Genomic DNA, 25882 nt, shown 5'->3' with positions numbered 1-25882 from the left:
TGATCGCATGTTGTCCGCATGCTGTCCGAGTCCTGTCCGGTCCCTGAAACCCCTGTGCCGACAGGGAACGCGGTCTGGGACCATGGGGGCCATGAGCGCTGCAACTTCTCCGTCCGAGCGCCGGGTCTCCGCCCGCATCGGTGCAATCTCCGAGTCCGCCACCCTCGCCGTCGACGCCAAGGCCAAGGCCCTCAAGGCCGCCGGCCGCCCGGTGATCGGCTTCGGTGCCGGTGAGCCCGACTTCCCGACCCCCGGTTACATCGTCGAGGCCGCGGTCGAGGCCTGCCGCAACCCGAAGTACCACCGCTACACCCCGGCGGGAGGGCTTCCGGAGCTCAAGGCCGCCATTGCGGAGAAGACGCTGCGCGACTCCGGCTATGAGGTCGACGCCTCCCAGATCCTGGTGACCAACGGCGGCAAGCAGGCCATCTACGAGGCGTTCGCCGCGATCCTCGACCCGGGCGACGAGGTCATCGTCCCGGCCCCGTACTGGACCACCTACCCCGAGTCGATCCGGCTGGCCGGCGGTGTCCCGGTCGAGGTCGTGGCCGACGAGACCACCGGCTACCGGGTCTCCGTCGAGCAGCTGGAGGCCGCGCGCACCGAGCGCACGAAGGTCGTCCTGTTCGTCTCCCCGTCGAACCCGACCGGTGCGGTGTACAGCGAGGCCGACGCTAAGGCGATCGGCGAGTGGGCCGTCGAGCACGGCCTGTGGGTGCTGACCGACGAGATCTACGAGCACCTGGTCTACGGCGACGCGAAGTTCACCTCGCTGCCCGCGCTCGTTCCCGCCCTGCGCGACAAGTGCATCGTGGTCAACGGCGTCGCCAAGACGTACGCGATGACCGGCTGGCGCGTGGGCTGGCTCATCGGCCCGAAGGACGTGGTCAAGGCCGCGACCAACCTGCAGTCGCACGCCACGTCCAACGTCTCCAACGTCGCCCAGGTCGCCGCGCTGGCCGCCGTCTCCGGGGACCTGGACGCGGTCGCCGAGATGCGGACCGCCTTCGACCGGCGCCGGCAGACCATCGTCCGGATGCTCAACGAGATCGACGGCGTGCTGTGCCCTGAGCCCGAGGGCGCGTTCTACGCGTACCCCTCGGTCAAGGAGCTGCTCGGCAAGGAGATCCGCGGCAAGCGCCCGGCCACCTCGGTCGAGCTGGCCGCGCTGATCCTGGACGAGGCCGAGGTCGCGGTCGTACCGGGCGAGGCCTTCGGTACGCCGGGCTACCTGCGGCTCTCGTACGCCCTGGGCGACGACGACCTCGTCGAGGGCGTCTCGCGGCTCCAGAAGCTGCTGGGCGAGGCCAAGGCCTGACGTTCCGTGTGGCGCATGAGTGGGCTCCCGGCTGAGCCGGGAGCCCACTCATGCGTTCAGGCAAGCGCTCGTTCGATGAATCCGGCTGCCTGGGCCGAGATCCTTGCGGCAGGATCTCCCAGTGACTCCTCCCCCAACAACAGGGGACTTCTCATTCGGCCTGATGATCGGCCTCGTGACGGACAAGCCCTGCCCGATGCCTTTCGGCACAGTGCGGAGCGTAGCAGCTACAGAAGGTGATCGGACATGGATCGTGACGTCCGGCTGTTGCCCAAGGCCCACCTGCACCTGCATTTCACCGGGTCGATGCGGCCCACGACCCTGCTCGAACTCGCCGACAAGTACGGCGTGCACCTGCCGGAGGCGCTGACCGGCGGCGAGCCGCCCCGGCTGCGGGCGACGGACGAGCGCGGCTGGTTCCGCTTCCAGCGGCTCTACGACATCGCCCGATCCTGTCTGAGGGCCCCCGAGGACATCCGGCGGCTCGTGCGCGAGACGGCCCAGGAGGACGTCGCGGACGGCTCCGGCTGGCTGGAGATCCAGGTCGACCCCACCTCGTACGCCCCGCTGCTCGGCGGGCTGATCCCGGCGATCGAGATCATCCTGGACGCGGTGGACAGCGCTTCGCGCGAGACCGGTCTGCCGATCCGGGTGGTGATCGCGGCGAACCGGATGAAGCACCCGCTGGACGCCCGCACCCTGGCCCGGCTCGCGGTGCGGTACGCGGACCGGGGCGTGGTCGGATTCGGGCTCTCCAACGACGAGCGGCGCGGGATGGCCCGGGACTTCGACCGGGCCTTCGCCATCGCCCGCGACGGCGGCCTGCTGGCGGCCCCGCACGGCGGCGAGCTGGCCGGCCCGTCGAGCGTGCGGGACTGTCTGGACGATCTCGACGCGGCCCGGATCGGGCACGGCGTACGGGCCGCCGAGGATCCTCGGCTGTTGCGCAGGCTGGCGGAGCGGGGAGTGACCTGCGAGGTGTGCCCGGCGTCGAACGTGGCGCTGGGCGTCTACGAGAAGCCCGCCGACGTACCCCTGCGCACTCTGTTCGAGGCCGGGGTGCCGATGGCGCTGGGCGCGGACGATCCGCTGCTCTTCGGTTCCCGGCTGGCCGCGCAGTACGACCTTGTACGGCGCCACCACGCGTTCACGGACGAGGAGCTCGCGGAACTGGCCCGGCAGTCGGTGCGGGGCTCTGCGGCTCCCGCCGCGATTCGGGCAGAGCTCCTGGCCGGCATCGACGCCTGGCTGTCGAAGCCGGTGGGCTGAGACCGACCGGCGCCGGGGGCGGTCTACGCCGCGAGCCCCCGTATCAGCGCCCTGGCCACGGACGCGGCGAACGCGTCGAGGGACTGCGGCGGCCCCCCGCCCTCCGTGGCCTCGTAGGCGAAGGCCCGCTGCGCGCAGGCGCCCAGGAGCAGCGAGGCGGCCGCGTAGGTGTCCGCGTCGGCCCGCACCCGGCCGGCGGCCTGTTCGGAGCGCAGGTACGCGTCGAGGCCGCGGATGGGCATGTGGGGGCCGGTGCCCAGCTCCCTCATCGCCTCGTTGTGGCGTTCCTTGAGCCTGGGCTCGGCATACAGCGAGGCGGCGATCGGGAAGCTCTGTTCGTAGAAGAGGGCGGCCTGGCGGGCGATCTCCGTGAGGTTCTGCTCGACGGTCCGCTCCCCCGCCCCCGGTGACACGATGAGCCGCTTCGGCAGCGGGTTGAGCTTGGGCAGCCGTTCCTTGAGCACGGCCACGAACAGCTCCTCCTTGCTCGGGAAGTGCTTGTAGAGCGCGGCCTCCGAGCAGCCTGCGGCTCGGGCGATCTCCTTGGTGGTGGCGCGGGCCAGGCCGATGGTGAGCATCAGCTGGTGGGCGGCGTCGACGATGCGGACGCGGGCCGGCTTCTGCTCCATGTGCACTCCAATGAGGCTTGACGGGGTGGTGAGTATTCACTCACGGTAGGGGTGAGTGAATACTTACCCACCCCAGGAGGGTGCGCAATGAGGATCACAGTGTTCGGTGCGACGGGCGGTGTCGGCCAGGAGATCGTCCGCCAGGCGGTGGCGGCGGGCCACGAGGTGACGGCGGTGGTCCGCGATCCGGCGCGACTACCCGTCCCGCTCTCCGATGTACAGGTCCACACCGCGGCGCGCATCGACGATCCGGAGGCGCTGCGCGAGGCGGTCGCGGGCCGGGACGCGGTGCTCTCCGGGCTCGGCTCGCGCGGCCGGAAGGCGGACGGTGTCGCCGAGCGGCTGACCCGGTCGGTGCTGCAGGCGATGGAGGCCGAGGGGACGCGACGGCTGCTCGTGGTCAGCGCGGCCCCGGTCGGTCCCCGGCCGGCCGACGACCCGCCGGTGGACCGGATGGTCCGCAAGCTGGTCGGGGCGATCCTCAAGGAGGTCTACACGGACCTGACGCGGATGGAGGCCGCGCTGGCCCGGAGTGCGACGGACTGGACGTCCGTACGGCCGCCGAAGCTCACCAACGGGCCGCTGACGGGAAAGTACCGGATGGCCTTCGGCAGCAGCCCCCGCAGCGGCCGGACCATCTCACGGGCCGATGTGGCACACGCGATGCTGGCACTGATCAACGATCCGGCCGCGGTGAAGCAGGGCGTGGGCGTGGCGTACTGAGCCAGGGTCTTCCGGTCGGATCAGGCCGGATCAGGGAGCGGGGTACGCAAGCCCGGCATGATCCGACCGAGAGGCCGCAGGCGCCTTCTACAGGCTCACGCCGACCGTCACCGGTTCGTTGACGAGCGTGACACCGAATGCCTCGTGCACCCCGACGACGACCTCACGGGCGAGCGCGAGGAGGTCCTCGGTGGTCGCGCCGCCGCGGTTGGTGAGCGCGAGGGTGTGCTTGGTGGAGATGCGGGCCGGCCCTGTGCCGTAGCCCTTGGTGAAACCGGCCTTGTCGATGAGCCAGGCCGCGGAGGTCTTGGTGCGTCCCCCGTCCGCGGGGAAGGCGGGGGGCGTGACCTCGGGGCCGAGCCGGTTCCTGGCGCGGGCGAGGAACGCCTCGTACTCCGCCTCCTCCAGGATCGGGTTGGTGAAGAAGGAGCCGGCTGACCAGGAGTCGTGGTCCTCCGGGTCCAGCACCATGCCCTTGCCGGCACGGAGCCTGAGCACCGTTTCGCGGGCGGCCGCGGCGGGCACGCGCTCGCCCTGCTCGACACCCATGGCGCGGGCCGTTTCGGGGTACTTCAGGGGGGCGGACAGACCGCCCGCGTCTTCCAGCTCGAAGCGGACACGCAGCACCACGAAGCGGTCGGGTTCGGCCTTGAAGCGACTGTGCCGGTACGAGAATGCGCACGCGGCGTTCGGGATGGTGACCGTTTCGCGGGTGTACCGGTCGTAGGCGACGACCTCCGTGATGGTGGAGGAGACCTCCTGGCCGTAGGCGCCGACATTCTGGATCGGCGTCGCACCGGCGGAGCCCGGAATTCCGGCCAGGCATTCGATGCCCGCGAGACCGGCGTCGACGGTGCGGGCGACGGCGTCCGTCCAGACCTCTCCGGCGGCCAGTTCCAGCGTCGTACGGTCCAGCGCGAAGCCCTTGGTCGCGATGCGCAGGGCGGTGCCGTCGAAGCCCTTGTCGCCGATGACGAGGTTGCTGCCGCCGCCGATGACGAGGAGCGGGGTGCCGCTCTCGTCGGCCTCGCGCACGGCTTCGACCACCTCGGCGTCGGTCGTCGCCGTAAGGAGGCGGGCGGCGGGGCCGCCGAGCCGGAAGGTGGTCAGGGGGGCGAGGGGCGCATCGTGGAGTTCCTGCACGGGGACAAGAGTACGGTCCGTGCTCCGGCCGTTCGGGCGGGACCACGGACCGTACGCACGGGGCCGCGTCTCAGGCGGCGCCGGACACACTTCTCCGCCGTTCCGTCCGCCGTCTGCGGCGCCGGGGCCGAGGCGTGGCGGCGGCCCGGGGATGAGCAGGGCGACGAGGGCGGCCGGCGCCACCACGCCGGCGCCTGCCCATACCGCCGGAACGGTCCCGTCGGTGAAGGTCCGCGCGGATCCGTACCCGCCCTGCGAGGAGAAGACCGTGGCGAGCACGGCGACCCCGAGGGCTCCGCCGACCTCGCACAGGGCGTTGCCGGCGCCGGAGGCGATGCCCTGCTCGGCGGGGCGGACGCTGGACATCACGAGGCCGGCGGCGGGTGCGAAGTACATGGCCATGCCGACGCCGCCGACGATCAGACCGGGCAGATGCGCGGCGTACGAGGCGTCGGGGCCGATGACCAGCGCAAAGAGGGCGAGGTCGGCTGCCTGACTCAATCACTGACTTCGGCAACCGGTACGCCGGGAAGGGCATGCCCAAAAACGCGTAGGGCCTGCCCGGCGGATCACGGCCGGACAGGCCCCAGCGGATCGGGGCCGGACAGGCCCTGAAGGCACCGCCCTATGGACGGTGCCCTTACGCCGCGCTCAACGGCCTCAGCCGAGCCGCACCACGGCGCGGGACATGCCCAGCACCTTCTTGCCGTCACTCATGGCCGTCAGGTCCACCCGCACCTGCTTGTCGTCCAGCAGGGCGGCCACCTTGGCGCTGACCTCGATCAGGGCGCCCTTGTCGTCGTTCGGCACGACGACCGGCTTGGTGAACCGCACTCCGTACTCGACAATCGCACCCGGGTCGCCGACCCAGTCCGTAACCACCCGGATCGCCTCGGCCATGGTGAACATGCCGTGCGCGATCACGTCCGGCAGTCCGACCTCGCGGGCGAACTTCTCGTTCCAGTGGATCGGGTTGAAGTCACCGGAAGCGCCCGCGTACTGCACCAGCGCCGCCCGGGTCACCGGGAAGGACTGCGCCGGCAGCTCCGTACCGACCTCGACCGACTCGTACGCCACCTTCGCCGTCATCACGCCTCCTCGGCGGCGCGCGCCACCAGCTTCGTCCACGCGGTCGCGACATGCTCGCCGGACTCGTCGTGGACCTCACCGCGGATGTCCAGGACGTCATTGCCCGCCAGGGACTTGATGCCCTCGATCGTCGACGTGACCGTCAGCCGGTCCCCCGCCCGCACGGGACGCACGTAGCTGAACTTCTGGTCACCGTGCACCACGCGGCTGTAGTCGAGGCCCAGCTGCGGGTCCCGGACCACCTGACCGGCGGCCTTGAAGGTGATCGAGAAGACGAACGTCGGCGGCGCGATCACATCGCTGTGGCCGACCGCCTTGGCCGCCTCGGGGTCGACATACACCGGATTGGTGTCGCCCACCGCCTCGGCGAACTCGCGGATCTTCTCCCGGCCGACCTCGTACGGCGGGGTGGGCGGATAGGACCGCCCCACGAAGGACTGGTCGAGCGCCATGGGCTCGCTACCTCCTGGTGAAAGATGAAAAGGCCGAAGAACAGCCCCCATACAACGACACGAGGCCGCCCCCAGCGGGGACGGCCTCGTGTACGAGCCTGTTTCAGCGGGTTTCGCGGTGCGCAGTGTGCGAGTTGCAGCGCGGGCAGTGCTTCTTCATCTCAAGACGGTCCGGGTTGTTACGCCGGTTCTTCTTGGTGATGTAGTTCCGCTCCTTGCACTCCACGCAGGCCAGCGTGATCTTCGGGCGGACGTCGGTGGCAGCCACGTGAGTGCTCCTTGGACGGACGGATGGACGGATGAACGCAAAAAAGAGTAGCCGATCGAAGGACCGACCCCACAATCGGCTACCGTAAGTAGCGGTGACCGGACTTGAACCGGTGACACAGCGATTATGAGCCGCTTGCTCTACCGACTGAGCTACACCGCTTTGATGACGAGTCCCCCCGCCGAAGCGGGGTTTCCCGATCACCAGAGCCCCAATGCGGAATCGAACCGCAGACCTTCTCCTTACCATGGAGACGCTCTACCGACTGAGCTATTGGGGCGAGCGATGAAGACATTACACGGTCGGTCGCCGATCGCCCAAATCCGTTTCGAAGCCCCATCCGGCGCCCTTGATCGACGCCCCGCCGATCCCTTGATCAGCGGCCTTACGCCCGTCCGTCGGCCGCGCTCCGGCCCGCCCATCAGCGGCCTTCCGGTCCACCTCCAGCAGCTCGGTCAGCGCCTCGGCCGCCGCACGGGCCACTACGCCCCCGCCGTACACCCGTGCCCCGGATACCTCTCAGGGCCACACCGGTACGACTATTTCGCTCCTCCTCGAACCGGGCCGAACACGCCCCTAGGCTCGTCTCACTCTGCGTGATCTTGTACCCCTTCCCAGGAGCGCGATGCCCGACAGCCAGCCGCGGCAGCCGGACGACCATGCCGCCGACGCGGCCGATGCGACCAGCAGCCAGGACCCCGCCGCCACCGCCGAGACCGACGCCCTGGTGCTCTGCGACGCCCGTCTCACCGACGGCCGCATCGTGGACGTACGGCTCGGCGGCGGCCGCATCGAGGCCGTCGGCACCGCGGGCAGTCTGACCGCCCCCGGCCCACGGGTGGATCTGCGCGGCTATCTGCTGCTCCCCGCCCCGGCCGAACCCCACGCCCACAGCGACACCGCGCTCACCGCCGACGGTGCGGGCCCCGACACCGCCCCGGGACCCGTGTCGCACCGCCCCGAGGACATCCAGCGCCGCGCCACCGAGGCCGCCCTGCTGCAGCTCGGCCACGGCGCCACCGCACTGCGCACACACGTGCGGATCGGCTCCGTCCAGGGCCTCGCCTCCCTCGAAGCCGTGTTGCAGGCACGCAGTTCGCTGCGCGGACTCGTCGAACTGACCCCGGTCGCCGTACCCGGCCTGCTCACCGGCGTCGCGGGCGCCGACAACCTGGCCATGCTGCGCGACGCGGTGAAGATGGGGGCCGGCGCGGTCGGCGGCTGTCCCGACCTCGATCCGGACCCGGCGGGATACGCGGAAGCCGTCCTGGAGATCGCCGCCGAACAGGGCTGTCCCGTCGATCTGCACACGGACGGCGCCGATCCGGCCCGGCTCGGCCGGCTGGCCGCCATGGCCGGCGGGCTGCGGTCCGGCGTCTCCGTCGGCCCGTGCGCCGGCCTCTCCCGGCTCCCGGCCCAGGCCGCGGCCCGGGCCGCCGACCAGCTCGCCGCGGCCGGGGTGACGGTCATCTGCCTCCCCCAGGGCGGCTGTTGCGGGATGGAAGGCCGGGGCACCGCCCCCGTGGGTCTGCTGCGTGCGGCCGGTGTGCGGATCGCGGCGGGCAGCGGGGCGCTGCGGGACATCGCGAACCCGGTGGGGCGCGGGGATCCGCTGGAGGCCGCCTACCTGCTGGCCTCGCAGAGCGGGATGCGCGCCGACAAGGCGTACGAGGCGGTGTCGTCGGTCGCGCGGAAGGCGATGGGGCTGCCCGGGATCCGGGTCGAGGCGGGCTTCCCGGCCGAGCTGCTCGCCGTACGCGGGGAGCAGCTCTCGGGCGTGCTGTCGCTCGCCTACAGCCGGATCGTGGTGCATCGCGGCCGAGTGGTGGCGCGGACGAGCGCGGTGCGCGAGTACTGCGACTCGGAGACCGTCTGGGCCCTCGGCCTGCCCCGTCAGGGACGGCCGGATTCCGGTCCCTGCGGCGGGCCTTGAGCGCGGTGGGCCGCTGCGGCGTACGGTCGTGACCATGCGCATTGTCATCGCAGGTGGACATGGTCAGATCGCGCTGCGGCTGGAGCGGTTGCTCGCCGCGTGCGGGTACGAGGCCGTGGGCGTCATCCGAAATCCGGAACAGAGCGAGGACCTCCGGGCGGCGGGCGCGGAGCCGGTCGTCCTGGATCTCGAATCGGCCTCCGTGGAGGATGTGGCGGAGGTACTGAACGGCGCCGACGCGGCGGTCTTCGCGGCCGGTGCGGGCCCGAACAGCGGCTCGGCACGCAAGGAGACGGTGGACCGCGGCGCGGCGGTGCTGTTCGCCGACGCGGCCGAACGGGCGGGCGTACGGCGCTACGTGGTGGTCTCGTCGATGGGCGCCGACCCCGATCACCCCGGCGACGAGGTCTTCGACGCGTACCTGCGGGCGAAGGGTGCCGCGGACGCGTACGTGCGCTCCAGGACCGCACTCGACTGGACGATCCTGCGCCCCGGGATGCTGACGAACGACGCGGGTACGGGGATGGTCCTGCTGACCGCCTCGACCGGCCGCGGACCGGTGCCGCGCGACGATGTGGCGGCGGCGCTGCTGGAGCTGCTGGAGACCCCGGCGACGGCGGGGCTGACGCTGGAGCTCATCTCGGGGAACGTGCCGGTGTCGGTCGCCGTGAAGGACGTGGCGGGGAACTGAGCCGTTCCGGGTGGGGCGGTCCCTTTGCGGTCACGGCAGGGGCCGCCGCCCCCGGTCAGCCGCGCGGTGCCGGGCGGACCGTGATGCCGTGGCGTTCCAGCAGGGCGGCGGTGACGCCGTCGCCCACGCGGAGCTCGCCCGTGAACGTACCGTCATAGACCGTGCCACGCCCGCAGGAAGGGCTGCGTGGCATCAGCAGCGCCTCCGCGCACCCGGCCCGGCGTGCGGCGTCCAGCGCCCGCCGGGCGCCGTCCACGAACTCCTCCGTCACGTCGTGCCCGGTGTCGTCGACGACGCGGGCGCGGCCGTCCAGCACATCGTGGCCGTCGCCGCCGACGATCTCGGCGGGACGTCGCGGGGTGGGCAGTCCGGCGGCCACCTCGGGACAGAAGGCGACGGGGTGGCGGTCTCCGATGGCCTCGGCCACTGCGGTGGAGGCCTTGCCGCGGCCGTCGAAGCGGCAGGGCACACCGTGCAGACAGGCGCTGATCAGCACAGGTTCCATGTTCACGACCTTCGCAGCCCAAACCGCGGCACAAGCCGCAGCAGAAACAAAGAAGGCCCCTGTCCTAGGACAGGGGCCTTGCCATGTGGCGGCGCCAGGGTTCGAACCTGGGTAGGCTGAGCCGGCAGATTTACAGTCTGCTCCCTTTGGCCACTCGGGCACACCGCCAGGGATTGCTGCCGTGAGAACCGCTTTTCGGCGGTGCTCCCTGGCAACGACGTAAACGATACCCGATGCCCGGGGGTGCTACGCCACTGGATTGATCAGCGGCCCGATCCGGCGTGGGTGGCTAGGCTTTGACCGGCGGCGCGGCGCCGACAGGCCCGCGACCGCCCGCATGCACCCCGTTTCCCAGCACCCCGATACAAGGAGCCACACGTCATGGCCGACTCCAGTTTCGACATCGTCTCGAAGGTCGAGCGGCAGGAGGTCGACAACGCCCTCAACCAGGCCGCCAAGGAAATCTCGCAGCGTTACGACTTCAAGGGCACCGACGCCTCGATCTCCTGGTCCGGCGAGAAGATCCTGATGGAGGCGAACGGCGAGGAGCGCGTCAAGGCGATCCTCGACATCTTCCAGTCCAAGCTGATCAAGCGCGGCATCTCACTGAAGTCGCTGGACGCGGGCGAGCCGCAGCTGTCCGGCAAGGAGTACAAGATCTTCGCCACGATCGAGGAAGGCATCTCCCAGGAGAACGCCAAGAAGGTGGCGAAGATCATTCGCGATGAGGGCCCCAAGGGCGTCAAGGCGCAGGTCCAGGGCGATGAGCTGCGGGTCAGCTCGAAGAGCCGGGACGATCTGCAGGCCGTGCAGGCGCTGCTGAAGGGCAAGGACTTCGACTTCGCCGTGCAGTTCGTGAACTACCGGTAGGTCCGCGGTGGGTCCTGCGTCTCCCGGTCGCGCTCCTTACGGGTGCGGGGGGAGGCGCAAGGCCCGGACGTGATGTCCGAATACCGCCGGTCGCGGCGGCGCGGGGGAAGCAGACTTGTCCGTGCCGGACGACGATCCCGTCGATTTCCGACAGAACGGGCAAGGAGACAGTCGTGACCATGTACGCAACGGTCGACAGCCCGCTGGGTGAACTGCTGCTGGTCGGCGAGGCAGCCTCCGGCGGGGTCGCGCTCGTTTCGCTCTCACTGCCCGGCCAGAAGGGTGCCGCGGTCGTCCAGGACGGGTGGACCCACGCGCCGGAGGCCTTCACGGGCATCACCGCACAGCTGCGGGAGTACTTCGCGGGGCGGCTGACCCGTTTCGACATCGTGTACGCGGACGACCGGGGCACCGACTTCCAGCGCCGGGTCTGGGCGGCTCTGGACACCGTCCCGTACGGGGAGACGGTCTCGTACGGGCAGATCGCCGAACGTGTCGGTGCGCCCGGGGCCGGCGTGCGGGCCGTGGGGACGGCGATCGGGCGCAATCCGCTGCTGGTCGTGCGGCCGTGCCACCGGGTGATCGGCGCGGACGGCGCCCTGCGGGGTTACGCGGGTGGCCTGGAGCGCAAGGAGCAGCTTCTGGGGCTGGAAGGCGCCCTGGCGGTGCGCTGACATGTCCGGGCTCTTTCCGAGGCCGCGGGCCGTCGTCGCGCCGGGGGCCGTGCACGTGCCCGAGTGGCTGCCGCCGGAGCGCCAACGGGAGTTGGTGGCCGCCTGCCGGGAGTGGGCGCGGGGGCCCGTGCCTCTGCGGCACACGGTGCTGCCGGGCGGCGGGGTGATGTCCGTGCAGACGGTCTGCCTGGGGTGGCACTGGCAGCCGTACCGGTACTCGCGTACGGCCGACGACGTGAACGGTGCCAGGGTCGCCGAATTTCCCGACTGGCTGGCGGAGTTGGGGCGTCAGGCGCTGGCCGACGCGTACGGGGACGGGAGGGCGGTCCGGACGTATGCGCCGGACACCGCCCTCATCAACTTCTACGACGCCGCGGCGCGGATGGGCATGCACCAGGACAAGGAGGAGCGGTCCGGTGCTCCGGTGGTGTCGCTCAGCATCGGCGACACCTGCGTCTTCCGCTTCGGGAACACGGAGCACCGAGGACAGCCGTACACAGATGTGGAGTTGACCTCCGGCGACCTGTTCGTCTTCGGCGGGCCTTCGCGCTTCGCGTTCCACTGTGTGCCGAAGATCTTCCCCGGGACGGCGGATCCGGCGACAGGCATGCGTCGTGGCCGGCTCAATCTGACGCTGCGCGAGACCGGGCTGGACGCGCCGGGCCCCGGGCGCTGACGGTCGTCAGCGACGTTCGCGGGAGTTTCCGAAGAGCAGCCGGTAGGCGATCAGCAGGACCAGCGAACCGCCGATGGCCGCGACCCAAGTGGCCGTGTCGTAGAAGTCGTTGGATATGGGGCGGTCGAGGAATCGCGACGATATCCAGCCGCCGAGGAAGGCGCCGATGATCCCGATGAGGGTGGTGCCGACCAGGCCGCCCGGGTCGCGGCCCGGTAGCAGGACCTTGGCGATGGCGCCGGCAAGCAGCCCGAGAATGATCCAACCAATAATGCTCATGCGTGCGAACCTACCCGTCACTCGTTCCTGAAATCCAAGACGTTCCTGCCGGTCGGGCGGTTGCGTGCGCGATCCGGGGTCCGCGGTGGCGGACGGGCCCCCCGCTCGCCCATGAGTCACACGCGAGCGCTGAATTCCGGCCAGGGCGCCATCTCGGCCCCTTCGTCCTCGGACTCCTCGCAGTACCACGCGGTGCCGTCCAGCCAGCTGCGGAGCCACTGGGCGAGGTCGGGCTGGTCCACGTACCAGGCGCGCTCCGGCTCGTCGGCGTTCGGCTCGAAGAGCAGCACCGTGGTGTGTTCACTGCGGCAGTCCACGCAGGAGTACATCCCGCAACCCAGGCTGCATATCGGCAGTACGCCCTCCGGCCACGGCCACCCGCCCTCGTCGGTCGCGGCCCTGCGGTGCGCGAGGTACTGCGCGACGGCGGACTCCTCCCCGTCCGGGCCGCGGTCGCCGATCAGCGGCATCAGGCCGTACTCCGGTCCGAAGCCGCCGTTGGCGATCCGGGTGTACAGCGCGGTGAGCAGCGGCGGCAGGGTGAAGCCGAGGGCCGCTTCGGCCCGCTCGACGGCCTCGGCGGGCAGCGGGGCGGGGAGGGGGTACTTGTCCCGGCGCGGGGCGGTGTGTGCGGTCTTCTCCACGGCTGCCAGCAACTGCTCGGTGTCGTTCATGGGTTCATGGTGGAGGACGGCACTGACAATCGCCGTCGGCGCGTGAATCGGGGCCACGATCGCCCCTCCTGCTTCACTCCGGTTCCGGCTCCGGGCGCCTGGGCCCGATACTGGGCACTGAGCAGGGCCGACGGACGAGCGAGACGGAGCACGGAGATCATGAAACCTCTTCAGCTGATCCTCAACATCCTGTGGGTGGTGTTCTGCGGCTTCTGGATGGCCCTCGGCTACGCGGTCGCGGCACTCATCTGCTTCATCCTCATTGTGACCATCCCCTTCGGCATTGCCTCTCTGAGGATCGCGGGCTTCGTCCTGTGGCCTTTCGGCCGGACCACCGTGGAACGGCCCGACGCGGGGGCACCCTCGTGCGTGGGCAACGTGATCTGGCTCGTCTTCGCCGGCTGGTGGCTCGCGCTGGGGCACCTGCTCACGAGCATCCCGCTGTTCGTATCGATCATCGGCATCCCCTTCGGCTGGGCGAACCTGAAGATGATCCCCATCTCCCTCATGCCGCTGGGGCGAGAGGTGGTCTCGACCGACGAGGCGTTCGGAGCCCGGTGACGGCGCAGTTCTCGCGCCTGTGGGGCACAGGGCCTCTCTCGTTCGGATCATGAGGGGCTCGCGGGGCCCGGCACCGCTTACGCCGCAGCCGTCCACTTCACCGACTTCGGGGACCTCACCGGCGTCACGTCGATCCTGGCCCGGGTTGCGAGCGCGGTCGTCGCGATCGGCTCCGGGGCCGGCCTGTGGATGACGGGGAGCAAGGAAGCCGCGTAGGCCCTTGTGCTGCGGGCTCTCGGCTGGAGCGACGGCTCACGGCGGTCCGCCGCAAAGGCGACTGTCCTCCGCACGGCTCCCGGGCCGTCCTCATCAGGGGCGATGCCCTGCCATCTGTTCCAGCCGGGCGATGCGCTCCGCCATCGGCGGGTGTGTCGAGAACATCTTGGACATGCCCTGGCCGGGGCGGAAGGGGTTCGCGATCATCATGTGGCTCGCGGTCTCGATCCTCGGCTCGGGGGGCAGCGGGAGTTGTTTCGTTCCTGCGTCCAGCTTCCGCAGGGCGCTGGCGAGGGCCAACGGGTCGCCGGTCATCTGGGCCCCCGAGGCGTCCGCCTGGTATTCGCGGGAGCGGCTGACGGCCAGTTGGATGACGGAGGCGGCCAGCGGGCCGAGGATCATGATCAACAGCATGCCCAGGATGCCCGGGCCCTCGTCGTCGTTGGACCGGCCCACCGGAATCAGCCAGGCGAAGTTGACCAGGAACATGACCACGGAGGCGAGCGCCCCGGCGACGGACGAGATCAGGATGTCGCGGTTGTAGACATGGCTCAGCTCGTGGCCGAGGACGCCGCGCAGCTCCCGCTCGTCCAGGATCTGCAGGATGCCTTCTGTGCAGCAGACCGCCGCGTTGCGCGGATTGCGGCCCGTCGCGAAGGCGTTGGGTGCCTGCGTCGGGGAGATGTAGAGCCGGGGCATGGGCTGGCGGGCGGCCGTCGAGAGCTCGCGGACCATGCGGTAGAGCTGGGGCGCCTCGAATTCGCTGACGGGGCGGGCGCGCATGGCCCTGAGCGCCAGCTTGTCGCTGTTCCAGTACGCGTAGGCGTTGGTGCCGACGGCTACGAAGAGCGCGACGATCAGGCCCGTACGTCCGAAGAAGCTTCCGATGACGATGATGAGTGCGGACAGGCCCCCGAGGAGTACGGCGGTTCTCAGCCCGTTGTGCCGGCGGTGCACGGTACGCCCTCCAAGTGGTGCGGCAGGGGAACCCTTTGCTTAGTGGTCTCCACTCCCCCAGTGGAGCCTCCCGTACAGGTCAACGCCAGGCGAAGAGAGCTAGTTCCCTTGTACCTGCGGCCGCGAGACAGGGCCCGTCCCGCGCTTTCGGCCCGGCGCCGGGCTCTGGACCGAACGGGTCAGGGCCTGTCCGGCCGTGAAGGGCCGGACAGGCCCTGAGGGGCCGTGCCCATGTCGATCCGTTGTCGATCCGTGCCGGAGCTCAGCGCTGGGCGGGGAGACCGGCGAGTGCGAGGGCCTCGGGGTCCGGCTTGATCTCGCTGGTGCAGTGGGCGCAGCGGGAGGCGATGGCCGGGATCTCTGTGTAGCAGCGGGGGCAGTCGCGCAGGGCAGCCTTGATGTCGACCTTCTCCTCCGCCTTGGAGAAGCGGTTCTGGACCTTCGTCATGGGGACGACGACGCCGAAGTAGAGCACCGCCGCGGTGATCAGGAAGGCGATGGCGGCGGCCAGGAACTTCCCGTACGGGAAGTCCGCGCCGTCAACGGTGAACTTCGCGGCGCTGAAGTCGCCGACGGAGCCGGTGGCGAGGCCGATCAGCGGGGTGATGAAGGCCGTGCTGAATCCGGTGACGACTGCGGTGAACGCCGCTCCGACGGCCAGCCCGATGGCCATGGAGATGACGTTTCCGCGCAGGATGAAGTCCTTGAACCCGTTCAGCACTGCTCTTGCTCCTCTGGGACCTGGGTGTGTGAGGATGTGCGGCCATGACCTTGCCCTGTGCGGACCGTTCCGGGCAAACCGATCTTGGGTACTTCAGAAGAGATTGACGGCGGCGAATCTGAGGACCGTCTGCGGAGCACCGGAGAGGACGATTCCGGCGACGCCGGTGAGAGCGATCGCGAGGGTGACGGGCGTCGGGGCGCGGTGCCTGGCGGGAGCGGGTACGGCCGCAGGTGCGGCCTCCTCCGCCGGGGCCTGGGCCGGGGCCTCTTCGGGGGCGCGGAAGAGCGCCGCGGTCCACTGGAGGTAGTAGTAGAGCGCGATCACGACGTTGACGGCCATGACGACCGCGAGCCAGCCGAGTCCCGCGTCGACGGCCGCGGAGAACACCGTGACCTTGGCGAAGAGGCCGACGATGCCGGGCGGCAGGCCGGCCAGGCAGAGCAGGAAGAAGGCCATCGCGAGGGCGGCGAGGGGGCGGGTGGCGTACAGGCCGCGGTAGTCGGAGAGCCGGTTCCCGGGGTTCGTACGGGCGACGAGGGCGGCGACCGCGAAGGCGCCGAGGTTCACGACGGCGTACATGAGGGCGTACGCGACCGTCGAGCCGATGTGCTCGTCGCTGGAGTACGCGGCGGCGGCGATCGGCACCAGGAGGTAGCCGGCCTGGGCGACGGACGACCAGGCGAGCAGGCGTACGGCGCTGCGGACGCGGGTGGCGCTCTGGCGCAGAGCGGCGACGTTGCCGATGGTCATCGTGAGCGCGGCGAGGACGGCGAGGGCCGGGCCCCAGACGTCCGCGTACGCCGGGAACGCGATCACGGTGACGAGGATGAGGCCGGAGAAGCCGACCGCTTTGCCGACAACTGAGAGATAGGCGGCGACCGGCAGGGGCGCGCCGACGTAGGTGTCGGGCACCCAGAAGTGGAAGGGCGCGGCGGCCGTCTTGAACGCAAAGCCGACCAGGGTGAGGACGACGCCCGCCTGAGCGAGGGTGTCCAGCTGTCCCGGTACGTCGTCGAGCCGGGCGGCGATCTCCGTGAGGTGCAGGGTGCCGGTGGTGGCGTACACGAAGCTGACGCCGAGCAGCATGACGGCGGTGGCGACGACGGAGGAGAGGAAGAATTTCAGCGCGGCTTCGGAGGACCGCCGGTCGCCGCGCTTGATGCCGACGAGGGCGAAGGCGGGGAGCGAGGCGACTTCGAGGGCGACGACGAGGGTGGCGAGGTCGCGGGCGGCGGGCAGGAGTGCGGCGCCCGACGCGGAGGACAGCAGCAGGAACCAGAACTCGCCCGCGGGGAGTCTGCGGATGTCGCCGAGGGAGAGCAGGGCGGTCAGCAGGGCGCCGCCGAGTACGAGTGCCTGGATGACGAGGGCGAAGTGGTCGGCGGTGTAGCTGCAGGCACCGGGGGCACCGGTGCCGGTGGTTGCCGCGGTGAGGCAGAAGGTGGAGTGGTCGCCGTCGCGCAGGGGGACGAGGAGGGCGAGTGCGGCGACGAGTCCGGCCATGGTGACCCAGCCCAGGAGCTGCTTGCGCTCCGCGGGGAGGAAGAGGTCGGCGACCAGGACGATCAGAGCGACGGCCGCGACGACGACCGGGGGCGCGATCGCGAGCCAGTCGACGGACTGGACGAGGCTGGTGGTGCTGTCGGCCGCTGTGGTGACGACGCCCGGGGTGACGACGGCTGTGGTCACGACTTGCCTCCTGCGAGGAGCTTCTGCACGGCCGGGTCGGTGAGGCCGAGGAGGGCGGCGGGCCACAGGCCGGCGAGGACGGTGAGGGCGACGAGCGGGGTCCAGGCGGCGAATTCGTACGTCTGGACGTCGGCGAGCTGCTGCGGCTCTGCCCGCTTCTCACCCATGCAGACGCGGCGTACGACGATCAGCATGTACGCGGCGGTGAGCAGGGTGCCGAACGCGGCGATCGACATGAAGGTGAGGAAGGCGGGGCGGCTGAGTCCGTCGGCGGGGTCGAAGGAGCCGAACAGGGCGAGCATCTCGCCCCAGAATCCGGCGAGCCCGGGCAGACCGAGGGAGGCGACGGCGGCGAAGGCGAGGAGGCCGCCGAGGCGGGGTGCGCGGCCGTAGAGGGCGGCTCCGGTGGCGCCGGAGAGGGTGTCGAGGTCGGCGGTGCCGTACCGGTCCTTGACCGCGCCGACCAGGAAGAACAGCAAGCCTGTGATGAGGCCGTGGGCGATGTTGGCGAAGAGCGCGCCGTTGACTCCGGTGGGGGTCATGCTCGCGATGCCGAGGAGTACGAAGCCCATGTGTCCGACGGAGGAGTACGCGATCAGGCGCTTGAGGTCGCCCTTGGAGCCGGGACGGGCCAGCGCCAGGCAGGCGAGCGATCCGTAGACGATGCCGACCACCGCGAAGGCGGCGAGATAGGGCGCGAAGGTGTGCATCCCGTCGGGGGTGATGGGCAGCAGGATGCGGACGAACCCGTACGTACCCATCTTCAGCAGGACGCCCGCGAGCAGGACCGAGCCGACGGTCGGGGCTGCGGTGTGGGCGTCCGGGAGCCAGCTGTGCAGCGGCCACATCGGAGTCTTCACCGCGAGCCCGATGCCGATCGCCAGAACCGCGATGACCTGCACGGACGAGGTGAGCCCACGTCCGTTGTCAGTGGCGAGTGCCACCATGTCGAAGGTGCCGCTCTTCAGTCCGATGAGGAGCAGGCCCAGCAGCATGATCACCGAGCCGAGCAGTGTGTAGAGGATGAACTTCCAGGCGGCGGCCCGCTTCTGCGCACCGCCCCAGCGGGCGATGAGGAAGTACATCGGGATGAGCACCATCTCGAACGCCAGGAAGAACAGCAGCAGATCGAGGACGGCGAAGGTCGCGAGGGTGCCGGACTCCAGGACGAGGACGAGTGCGACGAAGGCCTTCGGGGAGGGGCCGGCAGGCATTTTGAAGTAGCTGTACAGCGCGCAGAGGAAGGTCAGCAGCGCGGTCAGTACCAGAAGGGGGAGCGAGATGCCGTCGATGCCGAGATGGATGCGGACGTCGAGCGCCGGGATCCAGCTGATGTCGGTGGTGGCCTGCATCTTCGACGGGTGGTCGTGGTCGAAGCCGGCGGCCAGCACGATCGCGGCGATGAGGACCGCTCCGGTGACGGTCACGCCGTGGCGGAGCACGGCCTGGTCGGGGCTGGTTCCCTTCAGCCCGGGCGGGGCCGGCAGGAGAGCGGCCACGGCGCCGATGAGCGGGACGACCACGATGAACGCGAGAAGGAACTGCATCACGGATTCACTGATATCGATCACGGCTCACGACCCGGCGTTGACGTTGGCAAAGACGACGGCGGCGATCGCCAGGACCAGGGAGCCGGCGAGCAGCGCGCCGAGGTAGGTCTGCACGTTGCCGGTCTGGGCGCGGCGGACGGCGGTGCCGAGCCAGCGTGCGCCGGTGCCGGAGCCGCGTACGTAGGTATCGACGACCTCGCGGTCCAGGAAGCGGACGAGACTCGCCGCGCCCTGGACGGGGCGGACGAACAGGGTCGTGTACAGGGCGTCGAGGTGGAAGCCCGCGGCGGCGTGGCGGTGGAGTGGGCCGAGCAGCAGGCGGCCGGGGTCGGCCGGGTCGGGGACGTCCCCGTCGGTGCCGTACGCGGCGGTGTGCGCCGAGATGGCCTGGGCCTCGACGAGGGCGGGTTCGGCGTCGGGGTGGGCGACGACGGTGCCGACGGTGGTGCGGGCGGCGAGCGCCGAGGTGTGGCGCCAGGCACCGTAGGTGACGAGGCCGCCGACGAGGCCGACGCCCGTGGAGAGAACGGCGGTGGTCAGGGACGGGGTGAGGCTGTGGCCGTCGAACCAGTCGGTGATCACGCCGACGGTCAGTCCGAAGGCGATGGTGGGGGCGGCGAGGACCCACAGGACGGTGGTCATCGCGACGGGCTGCCTGCCGTGGTCGGGGGCCTCGGCGCCGCGGCCCCGGAAGGCGAGGAGCCACAGGCGAGTGGCGTACGCGGCGGTGAGGACGGCGGCGAGCAGTCCGGCGACGAGGACGGTCCAGCCTGCGGCGGCCGGGGCGACATGCCGTTCCCCGAGTGCGGTGTGCTCGGCGGCGACGAGGACGGCTTCCTTGGAGAAGAAGCCGGCGAACGGCGGGATGGCGGCGAGCGCGAGGAGGGCGACGGTCATCGTCCAGTAGGCGTCCGGGATGCGCTTGGCCAGTCCGCCCATGCGGGACATGGCGGCCAGTGAGTTGGTCCCGGCGGCGTGGATGACGACGCCCGCCGCGAGGAAGAGGACGGCCTTGAACGCTCCGTGGGAGAGGAGGTGGAAGACGGCGGCACCGCGGTCGCCGACGGCCAGGGCACCGGACATGTAGCCGAGCTGGCCGATCGTCGAGTAGGCGAGGACGCGTTTGATGTCGTCCTGGGCGAGGGCGGCGAGTCCCGAGCCGATCATCGTGACCGCGGCCATCACTGCGAGGACGACGAGGGCCGCGCCGGACTGGGCGAAGACGGGCAGGAGCCGGGCCACGAAGTAGATGCCGGCGGCGACCATCGTCGCGGCGTGGATCAGCGCGGAGACGGGGGTGGGGCCGGCCATCGCGTCGGGCAGCCAGGTGTGCAGGGGGAACTGCGCGGACTTGCCCGCGACACCCGCGAGGAGCAGCAGGGCGATGAGGGTGGGGTGGTCCAGTCCGCCGTTCGCGACGGCGCCCAGGATGCGGGTGATGCGGAACGAGCCGGTGTCGGCGGCGAGTGCGAACAGACCGATCAGGAAGGGGACGTCGCCGAGCTTGGTGACCAGGAAGGCCTTGAGGGAGGCGGCGCGGGCTTCGGGCGTCTCCCAGTAGTGGCCGACGAGGAAGTACGAGCAGATACCCATGATCTCCCAGCCGACCAGGAGCACCATCAGGTCGCCGGAGTAGACGACGAGCAGCATCGCGGAGGTGAAGAGGGAGACGAGGGCCGCGTACGACGGGTAGCGGGGGTCGTCGCGCAGATACGCGGTCGAGTAGATCTGCACACAGGTCGCGACGAGCCCGACCAGGACGGCGACGAGGACCGCGAAGCCGTCGAGGTGCAGGGCGAGGTCGACGGGGACCGAGCCGGTGGGGGTGAGCCGGGTCGCGGCGTCGATGGCCGGGCCGCCGCCCTGGCGCGAGGCGACGACGACGGCGAGCACGAAGGCGGTGAGGGTGGGCAGTACGGCGAGGGGGCGTACATAGCCGGGGGCGCGGCGTCCAAGTAGGAGACCGGCCGCGGCGCCCAGGAACGGAAGGAGGGGGACGAGGACGGCGAGGGTCGTGGTGGTCACGTGGTGGCCTCTGCCTTCTTTGCCTTCCCTGCCGGAGCAGCGGCCTGGTCTTCGGTGTCGGCGGCCTCGTCGCCGGGGAGGGTTTCGGCGGCGTCGGTCTCGGCGGTGTCGCGCAGGCGGTCGACGTCGGAGCTGCCGCGGTTGCGGTACACGGCGAGGACGATGGCGAGGCCGATGCCGATCTCCGCCGCCGCGATGGCGATGGTGAAGAGGGTGAGGGCCTGGCCGGAGTGCAGGGCGTCGCGGAGCCAGACGTCGAAGGCGACCAGGTTGAGGTTGACGGCGTTGAGCATCAGCTCGACGGACATCAGGACCAGGATCGCGTTGCGGCGGGCGAGCACTCCGTACAGCCCGGTGCAGAAGAGGAGGACGGCGAGCACGGCGGGATAGGCGAGGTGCATCAGCTCTGCTCCTTACCGCGCTTGCGGGACAGGACGATCGCGCCGACGAGCGCGGCGAGCAGCAGGACGGAGAGCGCCTCGAACGGCAGCACCCAGTGCCGGAAGAGGAAGGCGCCGGTCACCTCGGTGGAACCTTGGGCGGGTCCGTCCAGGTCGATCCAGGTGGCGCGGAAGGCGTCGACGACGACCCAGACGAGCGTGCCGGCGGCGGCGACCGCCACGCCCAGGGCCGCCCAGCGGTTGCCCGAGTCGGCGTCCGGGGAGCGGCCGATGGGGGCCTTGGTGAGCATCAGCCCGAAGAGAAGGAGGACGACCACGGAACCGACGTAGATCAGTACCTGCACCCAGGCGATGAACTCCGCTGTGAGCAGGAGGTACTCGACGGCGAGTCCACCGAGCGCCACAACCAGCCAGAGGGCGGCGTGCACCAGCTGCTTGGTCGTGACGGTGACTAGGGCCGCGCCGAGGGTGGCGATACCGACGAGGACGAAGGCGATCTCGATGCCGGTCGGGGAGAGGAAACCGGAGTGGGCGGAGTCGGCTGCGAGGGCGGAGTGCGCTGCGGCGGCTGCGAGTGTCACTCCTCCCCCTCTTCCTTCTGATCCTGCTGGGTCGCTCGGGCTTGCTGGGCTTCCTGGTTCTGCTGGGTTTCCTGTGCCTGCTGGGCTTCCTGCGCCTCCTTGGCGCGCTGGGCTTCGAGTTTCTCGGCCGTCTTACGGGCGGCGGCGACCTCCTTGGGCTCCTCAGCACCGGGGTCGAGCGCGGGCGGTTCCGGCACCGTCCACATCCATGCGCGGAGCTTGTCGCGCTCATGGGTGAGTTCGAGGATGTCCGTCTCCGCGTACTCGAACTCGGGCGACCAGAACAGTGCGTCGAAGGGACACACCTCGATACAGATACCGCAGTACATGCAGAGCGAGAAGTCGATCGCGAAGCGGTCGAGGACGTTTCGGCTGCGTTCGCGTCCGCCCGGGGTGGCGGCGGGCACCGTCTCCTTGTGGGAGTCGATGTAGATGCACCAGTCCGGGCACTCACGGGCGCAGAGCATGCAGACCGTGCAGTTCTCCTCGAACAGCGCGATGACGCCGCGGGAGCGGGGCGGGAGCTCGGGCTGGACGTCCGGGTACTGGGCGGTGACCGTCTTCCTCGTCATCGTCCGCAGGGTGACGGCCAGGCCCTTGGCCAGACCGGATCCGGGGATGCGGGGCCGGGAGGGCGGGAGCGGCGCAGCCATCAGTTGATCGCCACCTTCACGATGCCGGTGAGCGCGATCTGCGCGAGAGCGAGCGGGATGAGCGTGGTCCAGGCGAGCTTCTGCAGCTGGTCCTCGCGGAGCCGGGGATAGCTCACGCGCAGCCAGATGACGACGAAGGCGAGGACCGCGATCTTGAGGAGAGTCCAGACCCAGCCGAGTCCGTCGGCGCCGAACGGGCCGTGCCAGCCACCGAGGAAGAGGACGGTGGTCAGTCCGCACAGCACGACGATGCCGGCGTACTCGGCGAGCAGGAACAGCGCGAAGCGCAGGCCGGTGTACTCGGTGTACGCGCCGAAGATGATCTCCGAGTCGGCGACCGGCATGTCGAACGGCGGGCGCTGCAGTTCGGCGAGTCCGGCCACGAAGAAGACCAGGGCGCCGACGATCTGCCAGGGCAGCCACCACCACTCGAAGGCGTCGAGGATGCCCGGGAGGGAGACGGTGCCGGCCGCCATCGCGACGGAGGCGGCAGCGAGCAGCATCGGCAGTTCGTACGCGAGCAGCTGGGCGGCGGTACGGAGGCCCCCGAGGAGGGAGAACTTGTTGGCGGACGCCCAGCCCGCCATCAGCGAGCCGAGCACGCCGACGCCCATCACGGCGAGCACGAAGAAGATGCCCGCGTCGACGACCTGGCCGACCGCGCTCTCGCCGGGGCCGATCGGGATGGCGACAAGCACGAGGAGGTACGGGAGCAGTGCGACGGCCGGTGCGAGCTGGAAGATACGGCGGTCGGCCTCGGCCGGGACGATGTCTTCCTTCTGCGCGAACTTCACGCCGTCGGCGACGAGCTGGGCCCAGCCGTGGAAGCCGCCCGCGTACATGGGTCCGAGGCGGCCCTGCATATGGGCCATCACCTTGTGCTCGGTCTGTCCCACGACGAGGGGGAGGACCATGAACACGGCGAAGACGATGACGAGCCGGAGGGCGACGTCGAGTACGTCGTTCACGCGGTATCGCCTCCGTCGGTGCGGTCGGGGGTTTCGGTTTCGGGCTGCTCGGGTTTGGCGGGGGACGAGGACGGGGTCCCGGGCCGGTTCGGAGTGTCCGGGTTGTCCTCCGTCGTGCCCTGCGGCTGCGACGTCCCCGGCCCAGAGGACGGTTCGGGGGTGGTGTCGAAGGCCGGGCGGGCGTGGTGCCAGGGCGCGTCGGCGCTTCCCTGGGTCGGCTGCGCCGGCCCGGCACCGGCGCCCGTTGCCGGCTTCGTCGGCCCGGCACCGGCGCCCGTTGCTGGCTTCGTCGGCCCGGCACCGGCGCCCGTTGCCGGCTGCGTTGCTCCCGTTGCCGGCTCCGGCGCCGGCTTCGTTGCTCCTGTTGCCGGCTCCGTTGCCTCGCGCTGTTGGCTCGCCGAGCCCTGGGAGGCGCTGCGGGTGCGGCGCGGGGGCGCGGCGGGAGTGCTCTCGGCTCCGGCCGCCGGTGCGGCTGTCTCCTGCCGCTGGCCGGCCGAGCCCTCGCTCACGCTGCGGGTGCGGCGTACCGGACGGTCGCCGGCCGCGCGTGCGGCGCGCGCCGGGCGGGACGGGGCGGGCGGGAGCTGGCCCTTCAGGGGGCCCCATTCGTTCGGGTCGGGGACGCCGGGCGGCAGCATCGTGCGCCGCTTCGGGCCGCCGTGCTCCGACTCGCCCGGCTCCTTCGCACCCGGCCAGGCCTTCGCGACGCGTGCCGCCAGCACGAAGTCCTTGCGCAACGGATGCCCCTCGAAGCCCTCGGGCAGCAGCAGCGGCACCAGATGCGGGTGGCCCTCGAAGCCGATGCCGAACATCTCGTGTGTCTCGCGCTCGTGCCAGGCGGCGCCCGCGTAGACGTCGATGGCGGTGGGAAGGACGGCCGCCTCGTGCGGAACGGTCGTGCGGATCAGGAGACGGCGGACCCTGCCCTCGGACAGGGCCGCGACGTGGGCGCAGACCCGGAAGCCGGTGCCCGGTTCGTCGACCGCGCTCAGCCAGTCGAAATAGGTGCAGCCGAGCCGGTCGCGGGCCGTTTCGAGGGCGGCGGTCCAGGAGGCGGCCGGTACGTCGACGGTCAGCAGGTCGTACGCGTACGCAGCCGTCGCCTCCTCGCCGAAGAACTCGGCAGCTCCATCCGGCAGGCGGTCGTAGCCCTCGGCGGCGGCGTCAGGGGTGCTGGTCATCGCGGTCCTCCCCCGGGGCCGGCGGGGCGGCGACCAGGCCGCTGCGCAGTGCGGTCGTGGAGGGACGGCTGCCGCCGCCCGTCGCGTACCGCTCGCCCAGCGACTCGCGGGCGATCTTCTCCTGGAGCTTGAGGATCCCCTGGAGGAGCGCCTCGGGCCGGGGCGGGCAGCCGGGTACGTAGACATCGACCGGAATGATCTGGTCGACGCCCTTCGTCACGGAGTACGAGTCCCAGTAGGGGCCCCCGCAGTTGGAGCAGGCGCCGAAGGAGATGACGTACTTGGGCTCGGGCATCTGCTCGTACAGCCGCTTCACGGCCGGGGCCATCTTGTCCGTCACCGTGCCGGAGACGATCATGAGGTCGGCCTGGCGCGGGCCCGGGGCGAACGGGATCACGCCGAGCCGGATGAAGTCGTGCCGGGCCATGGACGCGGCGATGAATTCGATGGCGCAGCAGGCGAGCCCGAAGTTGAAGACCCAGAGGCTGTAACGGCGGCCCCAGTTCAGGACCACCTTCATCGGCTCGGGGGCCAGGCGCGACAGGACGCCGAGCCGCTTGGGCTCCGGCAGGAACGTCGGAACGGCCTGCGGTTCGGAGCCCGTCCGGGGGTCCGGTCCCGGCTGCGTCGCGGGCCGGTGCTCGGGGGGCGGCGTGCTCGTCACGTCCATTCGAGGACGCCCTTCTTCCATGCGTAGAGCAGTCCTACGGCCAGGAAACCGAGGAAGATGAACATCTCCACCAGGGTCGTCGCCCCGTATCCGGGTGCGGCGAATACGGTCGCCCACGGAAACAGGAAGATCGAGTCGACGGCGAAGATCACGTACAGGAAGGCATAGACGTAATAACGGACCTGGGTATGTGCCCATCCTTCACCCACCGGGTCCACGCCGCACTCGTACGTGAGGAGCTTCTCCGGCGTGGGAACCACGGGCCGCAGCAGCCGCCCCGCCCCGAAGGCGACGGCGACGAACAGCACGCCGATCACGGCGAGCAGTCCGACCACGGAATAGCCGTGGAAGTAGTCCGACGCGAGAACGGTCGATTCCGGCAGTTCCGTCACGTCCGCCCCTCGCTCCCTCAAACCCGTTCGACGATCTGTACGCAGGGGAGTCTAGGCCCTGCCGAAGAGCCCTGTTAAAGAGAGGGTAAGCAGCCGCCTCGGCCTACGGGTGGGGTTATCC

General features: G+C 70.5%; 29 protein-coding genes and 3 tRNA genes. 9 read left to right on the top strand and 23 right to left on the bottom strand.

What is annotated here, in order from left to right; genetic code table 11:
- The first annotated feature begins 91 nt into the window (after window positions 1–91).
- A complete protein-coding gene (locus OH735_RS22070; RefSeq protein WP_406383257.1) occupies window positions 92–1318 on the top strand; it encodes a pyridoxal phosphate-dependent aminotransferase in 1227 nt (408 codons plus the stop codon).
- A gap of 246 nt (window positions 1319–1564) precedes the next feature.
- Complete coding sequence (locus OH735_RS22065) at window positions 1565–2587, top strand: adenosine deaminase (protein ID WP_406383256.1); 1023 nt, start codon at window positions 1565–1567, stop codon at window positions 2585–2587.
- Window positions 2588–2610: 23 nt separating this feature from the next.
- Here OH735_RS22065 and OH735_RS22060 read toward each other — a convergent pair whose 3' ends face one another.
- Window positions 2611–3216, bottom strand: coding sequence for a TetR/AcrR family transcriptional regulator (locus OH735_RS22060; RefSeq protein WP_406383254.1), 606 nt, complete (start codon window positions 3214–3216; stop codon window positions 2611–2613).
- Window positions 3217–3303: 87 nt separating this feature from the next.
- Here OH735_RS22060 and OH735_RS22055 point away from each other — a divergent pair, with 87 nt between their 5' ends.
- Entirely contained in the window at window positions 3304–3939 is a 636-nt protein-coding gene (locus OH735_RS22055; protein ID WP_406383253.1) for an NAD(P)-dependent oxidoreductase, read from the top strand.
- 87 nt (window positions 3940–4026) lie between these two features.
- On the opposite strand, the gene OH735_RS22050 is transcribed toward OH735_RS22055, so the two are convergent.
- The 6 genes from OH735_RS22050 to OH735_RS22025 all read right to left on the bottom strand — a co-directional run bounded on the left by OH735_RS22050 (window position 4027) and on the right by OH735_RS22025 (window position 7171).
- On the bottom strand, window positions 4027–5172 hold the full coding sequence (locus tag OH735_RS22050; protein WP_406386682.1) for a UDP-N-acetylmuramate dehydrogenase: 1146 nt from the start codon (window positions 5170–5172) through the stop codon (window positions 4027–4029).
- A gap of 570 nt (window positions 5173–5742) precedes the next feature.
- Window positions 5743–6171, bottom strand: a complete 429-nt coding sequence (locus OH735_RS22045) for a MaoC family dehydratase (RefSeq protein WP_384451983.1) — start codon at window positions 6169–6171, stop codon at window positions 5743–5745.
- Window positions 6171–6623 carry a MaoC family dehydratase N-terminal domain-containing protein gene (locus tag OH735_RS22040; RefSeq protein WP_406383252.1) on the bottom strand — a complete coding sequence of 151 codons (453 nt, stop codon included), beginning with the start codon at window positions 6621–6623 and terminating at the stop codon, window positions 6171–6173. The genes OH735_RS22045 and OH735_RS22040 overlap by 1 nt, the downstream gene beginning before the upstream one ends.
- Before the next feature lie 103 nt (window positions 6624–6726).
- Window positions 6727–6891, bottom strand: a complete 165-nt coding sequence (gene rpmG / locus OH735_RS22035; protein ID WP_003956487.1) for a 50S ribosomal protein L33 — start codon at window positions 6889–6891, stop codon at window positions 6727–6729.
- A gap of 89 nt (window positions 6892–6980) precedes the next feature.
- Window positions 6981–7053 (bottom strand) — tRNA-Met (locus tag OH735_RS22030).
- 45 nt (window positions 7054–7098) lie between these two features.
- Window positions 7099–7171: transfer RNA gene (locus OH735_RS22025), tRNA-Thr, on the bottom strand.
- A gap of 345 nt (window positions 7172–7516) precedes the next feature.
- Here OH735_RS22025 and OH735_RS22020 point away from each other — a divergent pair.
- Entirely contained in the window at window positions 7517–8824 is a 1308-nt protein-coding gene (locus OH735_RS22020; RefSeq protein WP_406383251.1) for an amidohydrolase family protein, read from the top strand.
- A gap of 34 nt (window positions 8825–8858) precedes the next feature.
- Window positions 8859–9515, top strand: coding sequence for an SDR family oxidoreductase (locus OH735_RS22015; RefSeq protein ID WP_406383250.1), 657 nt, complete (start codon window positions 8859–8861; stop codon window positions 9513–9515).
- Window positions 9516–9570: 55 nt separating this feature from the next.
- Here OH735_RS22015 and OH735_RS22010 read toward each other — a convergent pair whose 3' ends face one another.
- Both OH735_RS22010 and OH735_RS22005 read right to left on the bottom strand, forming a co-directional pair.
- Complete coding sequence (locus tag OH735_RS22010) at window positions 9571–10020, bottom strand: DUF523 domain-containing protein (protein ID WP_406383249.1); 450 nt, start codon at window positions 10018–10020, stop codon at window positions 9571–9573.
- 86 nt (window positions 10021–10106) lie between these two features.
- Window positions 10107–10188, bottom strand: a tRNA-Tyr gene (locus tag OH735_RS22005).
- 213 nt (window positions 10189–10401) lie between these two features.
- Between OH735_RS22005 and OH735_RS22000 the strand changes: the two genes are divergently transcribed.
- The 3 genes from OH735_RS22000 (at window position 10402) to OH735_RS21990 (ending at window position 12240) form a co-directional block, all read left to right on the top strand.
- The gene (locus OH735_RS22000; RefSeq protein WP_406383248.1) at window positions 10402–10890 is read left to right on the top strand and encodes a YajQ family cyclic di-GMP-binding protein; all 489 of its coding nucleotides are present in this window, start codon (window positions 10402–10404) and stop codon (window positions 10888–10890) included.
- A 179-nt stretch (window positions 10891–11069) separates the two neighbouring features.
- Window positions 11070–11564, top strand: a complete 495-nt coding sequence (locus OH735_RS21995) for a methylated-DNA--[protein]-cysteine S-methyltransferase (protein ID WP_406386681.1) — start codon at window positions 11070–11072, stop codon at window positions 11562–11564.
- Window position 11565: 1 nt separating this feature from the next.
- A complete protein-coding gene (locus tag OH735_RS21990; protein WP_406383247.1) occupies window positions 11566–12240 on the top strand; it encodes an alpha-ketoglutarate-dependent dioxygenase AlkB family protein in 675 nt (224 codons plus the stop codon).
- 6 nt (window positions 12241–12246) lie between these two features.
- Here OH735_RS21990 and OH735_RS21985 read toward each other — a convergent pair whose 3' ends face one another.
- Window positions 12247–12519, bottom strand: coding sequence for a GlsB/YeaQ/YmgE family stress response membrane protein (locus OH735_RS21985; RefSeq protein ID WP_383847047.1), 273 nt, complete (start codon window positions 12517–12519; stop codon window positions 12247–12249).
- A gap of 116 nt (window positions 12520–12635) precedes the next feature.
- Window positions 12636–13193 (bottom strand): SMI1/KNR4 family protein, encoded by a 558-nt coding sequence (locus tag OH735_RS21980; RefSeq protein WP_406383246.1) that lies wholly within the window; start codon window positions 13191–13193, stop codon window positions 12636–12638.
- Between the two features lie 159 nt (window positions 13194–13352).
- Between OH735_RS21980 and OH735_RS21975 the strand changes: the two genes are divergently transcribed.
- Window positions 13353–13754, top strand: a complete 402-nt coding sequence (locus OH735_RS21975) for a YccF domain-containing protein (protein ID WP_406383245.1) — start codon at window positions 13353–13355, stop codon at window positions 13752–13754.
- Between the two features lie 309 nt (window positions 13755–14063).
- Here the strand turns inward: OH735_RS21975 and htpX are convergent, their stop codons facing one another.
- The 12 genes from htpX to OH735_RS21915 form a co-directional block, all read right to left on the bottom strand.
- Window positions 14064–14927: a zinc metalloprotease HtpX gene (htpX, locus tag OH735_RS21970; protein WP_406383244.1), complete on the bottom strand. Its 864-nt coding sequence runs from the start codon at window positions 14925–14927 to the stop codon at window positions 14064–14066.
- A gap of 262 nt (window positions 14928–15189) precedes the next feature.
- Complete coding sequence (gene mscL, locus OH735_RS21965) at window positions 15190–15648, bottom strand: large conductance mechanosensitive channel protein MscL (RefSeq protein WP_406383243.1); 459 nt, start codon at window positions 15646–15648, stop codon at window positions 15190–15192.
- A gap of 93 nt (window positions 15649–15741) precedes the next feature.
- Window positions 15742–17340, bottom strand: coding sequence for an NADH-quinone oxidoreductase subunit N (locus tag OH735_RS21960; protein WP_406383242.1), 1599 nt, complete (start codon window positions 17338–17340; stop codon window positions 15742–15744).
- Complete coding sequence (locus OH735_RS21955) at window positions 17337–18887, bottom strand: NuoM family protein (RefSeq protein WP_406386679.1); 1551 nt, start codon at window positions 18885–18887, stop codon at window positions 17337–17339. The genes OH735_RS21960 and OH735_RS21955 overlap by 4 nt, the downstream gene beginning before the upstream one ends.
- A gap of 27 nt (window positions 18888–18914) precedes the next feature.
- Window positions 18915–20915: an NADH-quinone oxidoreductase subunit L gene (locus OH735_RS21950; protein ID WP_406383241.1), complete on the bottom strand. Its 2001-nt coding sequence runs from the start codon at window positions 20913–20915 to the stop codon at window positions 18915–18917.
- Window positions 20912–21316 carry an NADH-quinone oxidoreductase subunit NuoK gene (nuoK, locus tag OH735_RS21945; protein WP_406383240.1) on the bottom strand — a complete coding sequence of 135 codons (405 nt, stop codon included), beginning with the start codon at window positions 21314–21316 and terminating at the stop codon, window positions 20912–20914. Before nuoK ends, OH735_RS21950 begins: the two co-directional genes overlap by 4 nt.
- Window positions 21316–21897, bottom strand: coding sequence for an NADH-quinone oxidoreductase subunit J (locus OH735_RS21940; protein ID WP_406383239.1), 582 nt, complete (start codon window positions 21895–21897; stop codon window positions 21316–21318). The genes nuoK and OH735_RS21940 overlap by 1 nt, the downstream gene beginning before the upstream one ends.
- Window positions 21894–22550: a NuoI/complex I 23 kDa subunit family protein gene (locus OH735_RS21935; protein ID WP_406383238.1), complete on the bottom strand. Its 657-nt coding sequence runs from the start codon at window positions 22548–22550 to the stop codon at window positions 21894–21896. Before OH735_RS21935 ends, OH735_RS21940 begins: the two co-directional genes overlap by 4 nt.
- Window positions 22550–23518: a complex I subunit 1 family protein gene (locus tag OH735_RS21930; protein WP_266747923.1), complete on the bottom strand. Its 969-nt coding sequence runs from the start codon at window positions 23516–23518 to the stop codon at window positions 22550–22552. Before OH735_RS21930 ends, OH735_RS21935 begins: the two co-directional genes overlap by 1 nt.
- Entirely contained in the window at window positions 23515–24699 is a 1185-nt protein-coding gene (locus tag OH735_RS21925; RefSeq protein ID WP_406383237.1) for an NADH-quinone oxidoreductase subunit C, read from the bottom strand. The genes OH735_RS21930 and OH735_RS21925 overlap by 4 nt, the downstream gene beginning before the upstream one ends.
- Window positions 24683–25369 carry an NADH-quinone oxidoreductase subunit B gene (locus OH735_RS21920; protein ID WP_406383236.1) on the bottom strand — a complete coding sequence of 229 codons (687 nt, stop codon included), beginning with the start codon at window positions 25367–25369 and terminating at the stop codon, window positions 24683–24685. The genes OH735_RS21925 and OH735_RS21920 overlap by 17 nt, the downstream gene beginning before the upstream one ends.
- A complete protein-coding gene (locus OH735_RS21915) occupies window positions 25360–25761 on the bottom strand; it encodes an NADH-quinone oxidoreductase subunit A (RefSeq protein ID WP_266747920.1) in 402 nt (133 codons plus the stop codon). Before OH735_RS21915 ends, OH735_RS21920 begins: the two co-directional genes overlap by 10 nt.
- Window positions 25762–25882 lie beyond the last annotated feature (121 nt).

Origin of the sequence: Streptomyces sp. NBC_01618 (assembly GCF_045209435.1) — a bacterium.
Taxonomy (GTDB): Bacteria; Actinomycetota; Actinomycetes; order Streptomycetales; family Streptomycetaceae; genus Streptomyces.
Note: the sequence above shows the minus strand (reverse complement) of the source record. Positions and strands in the feature narration are given on the sequence as shown.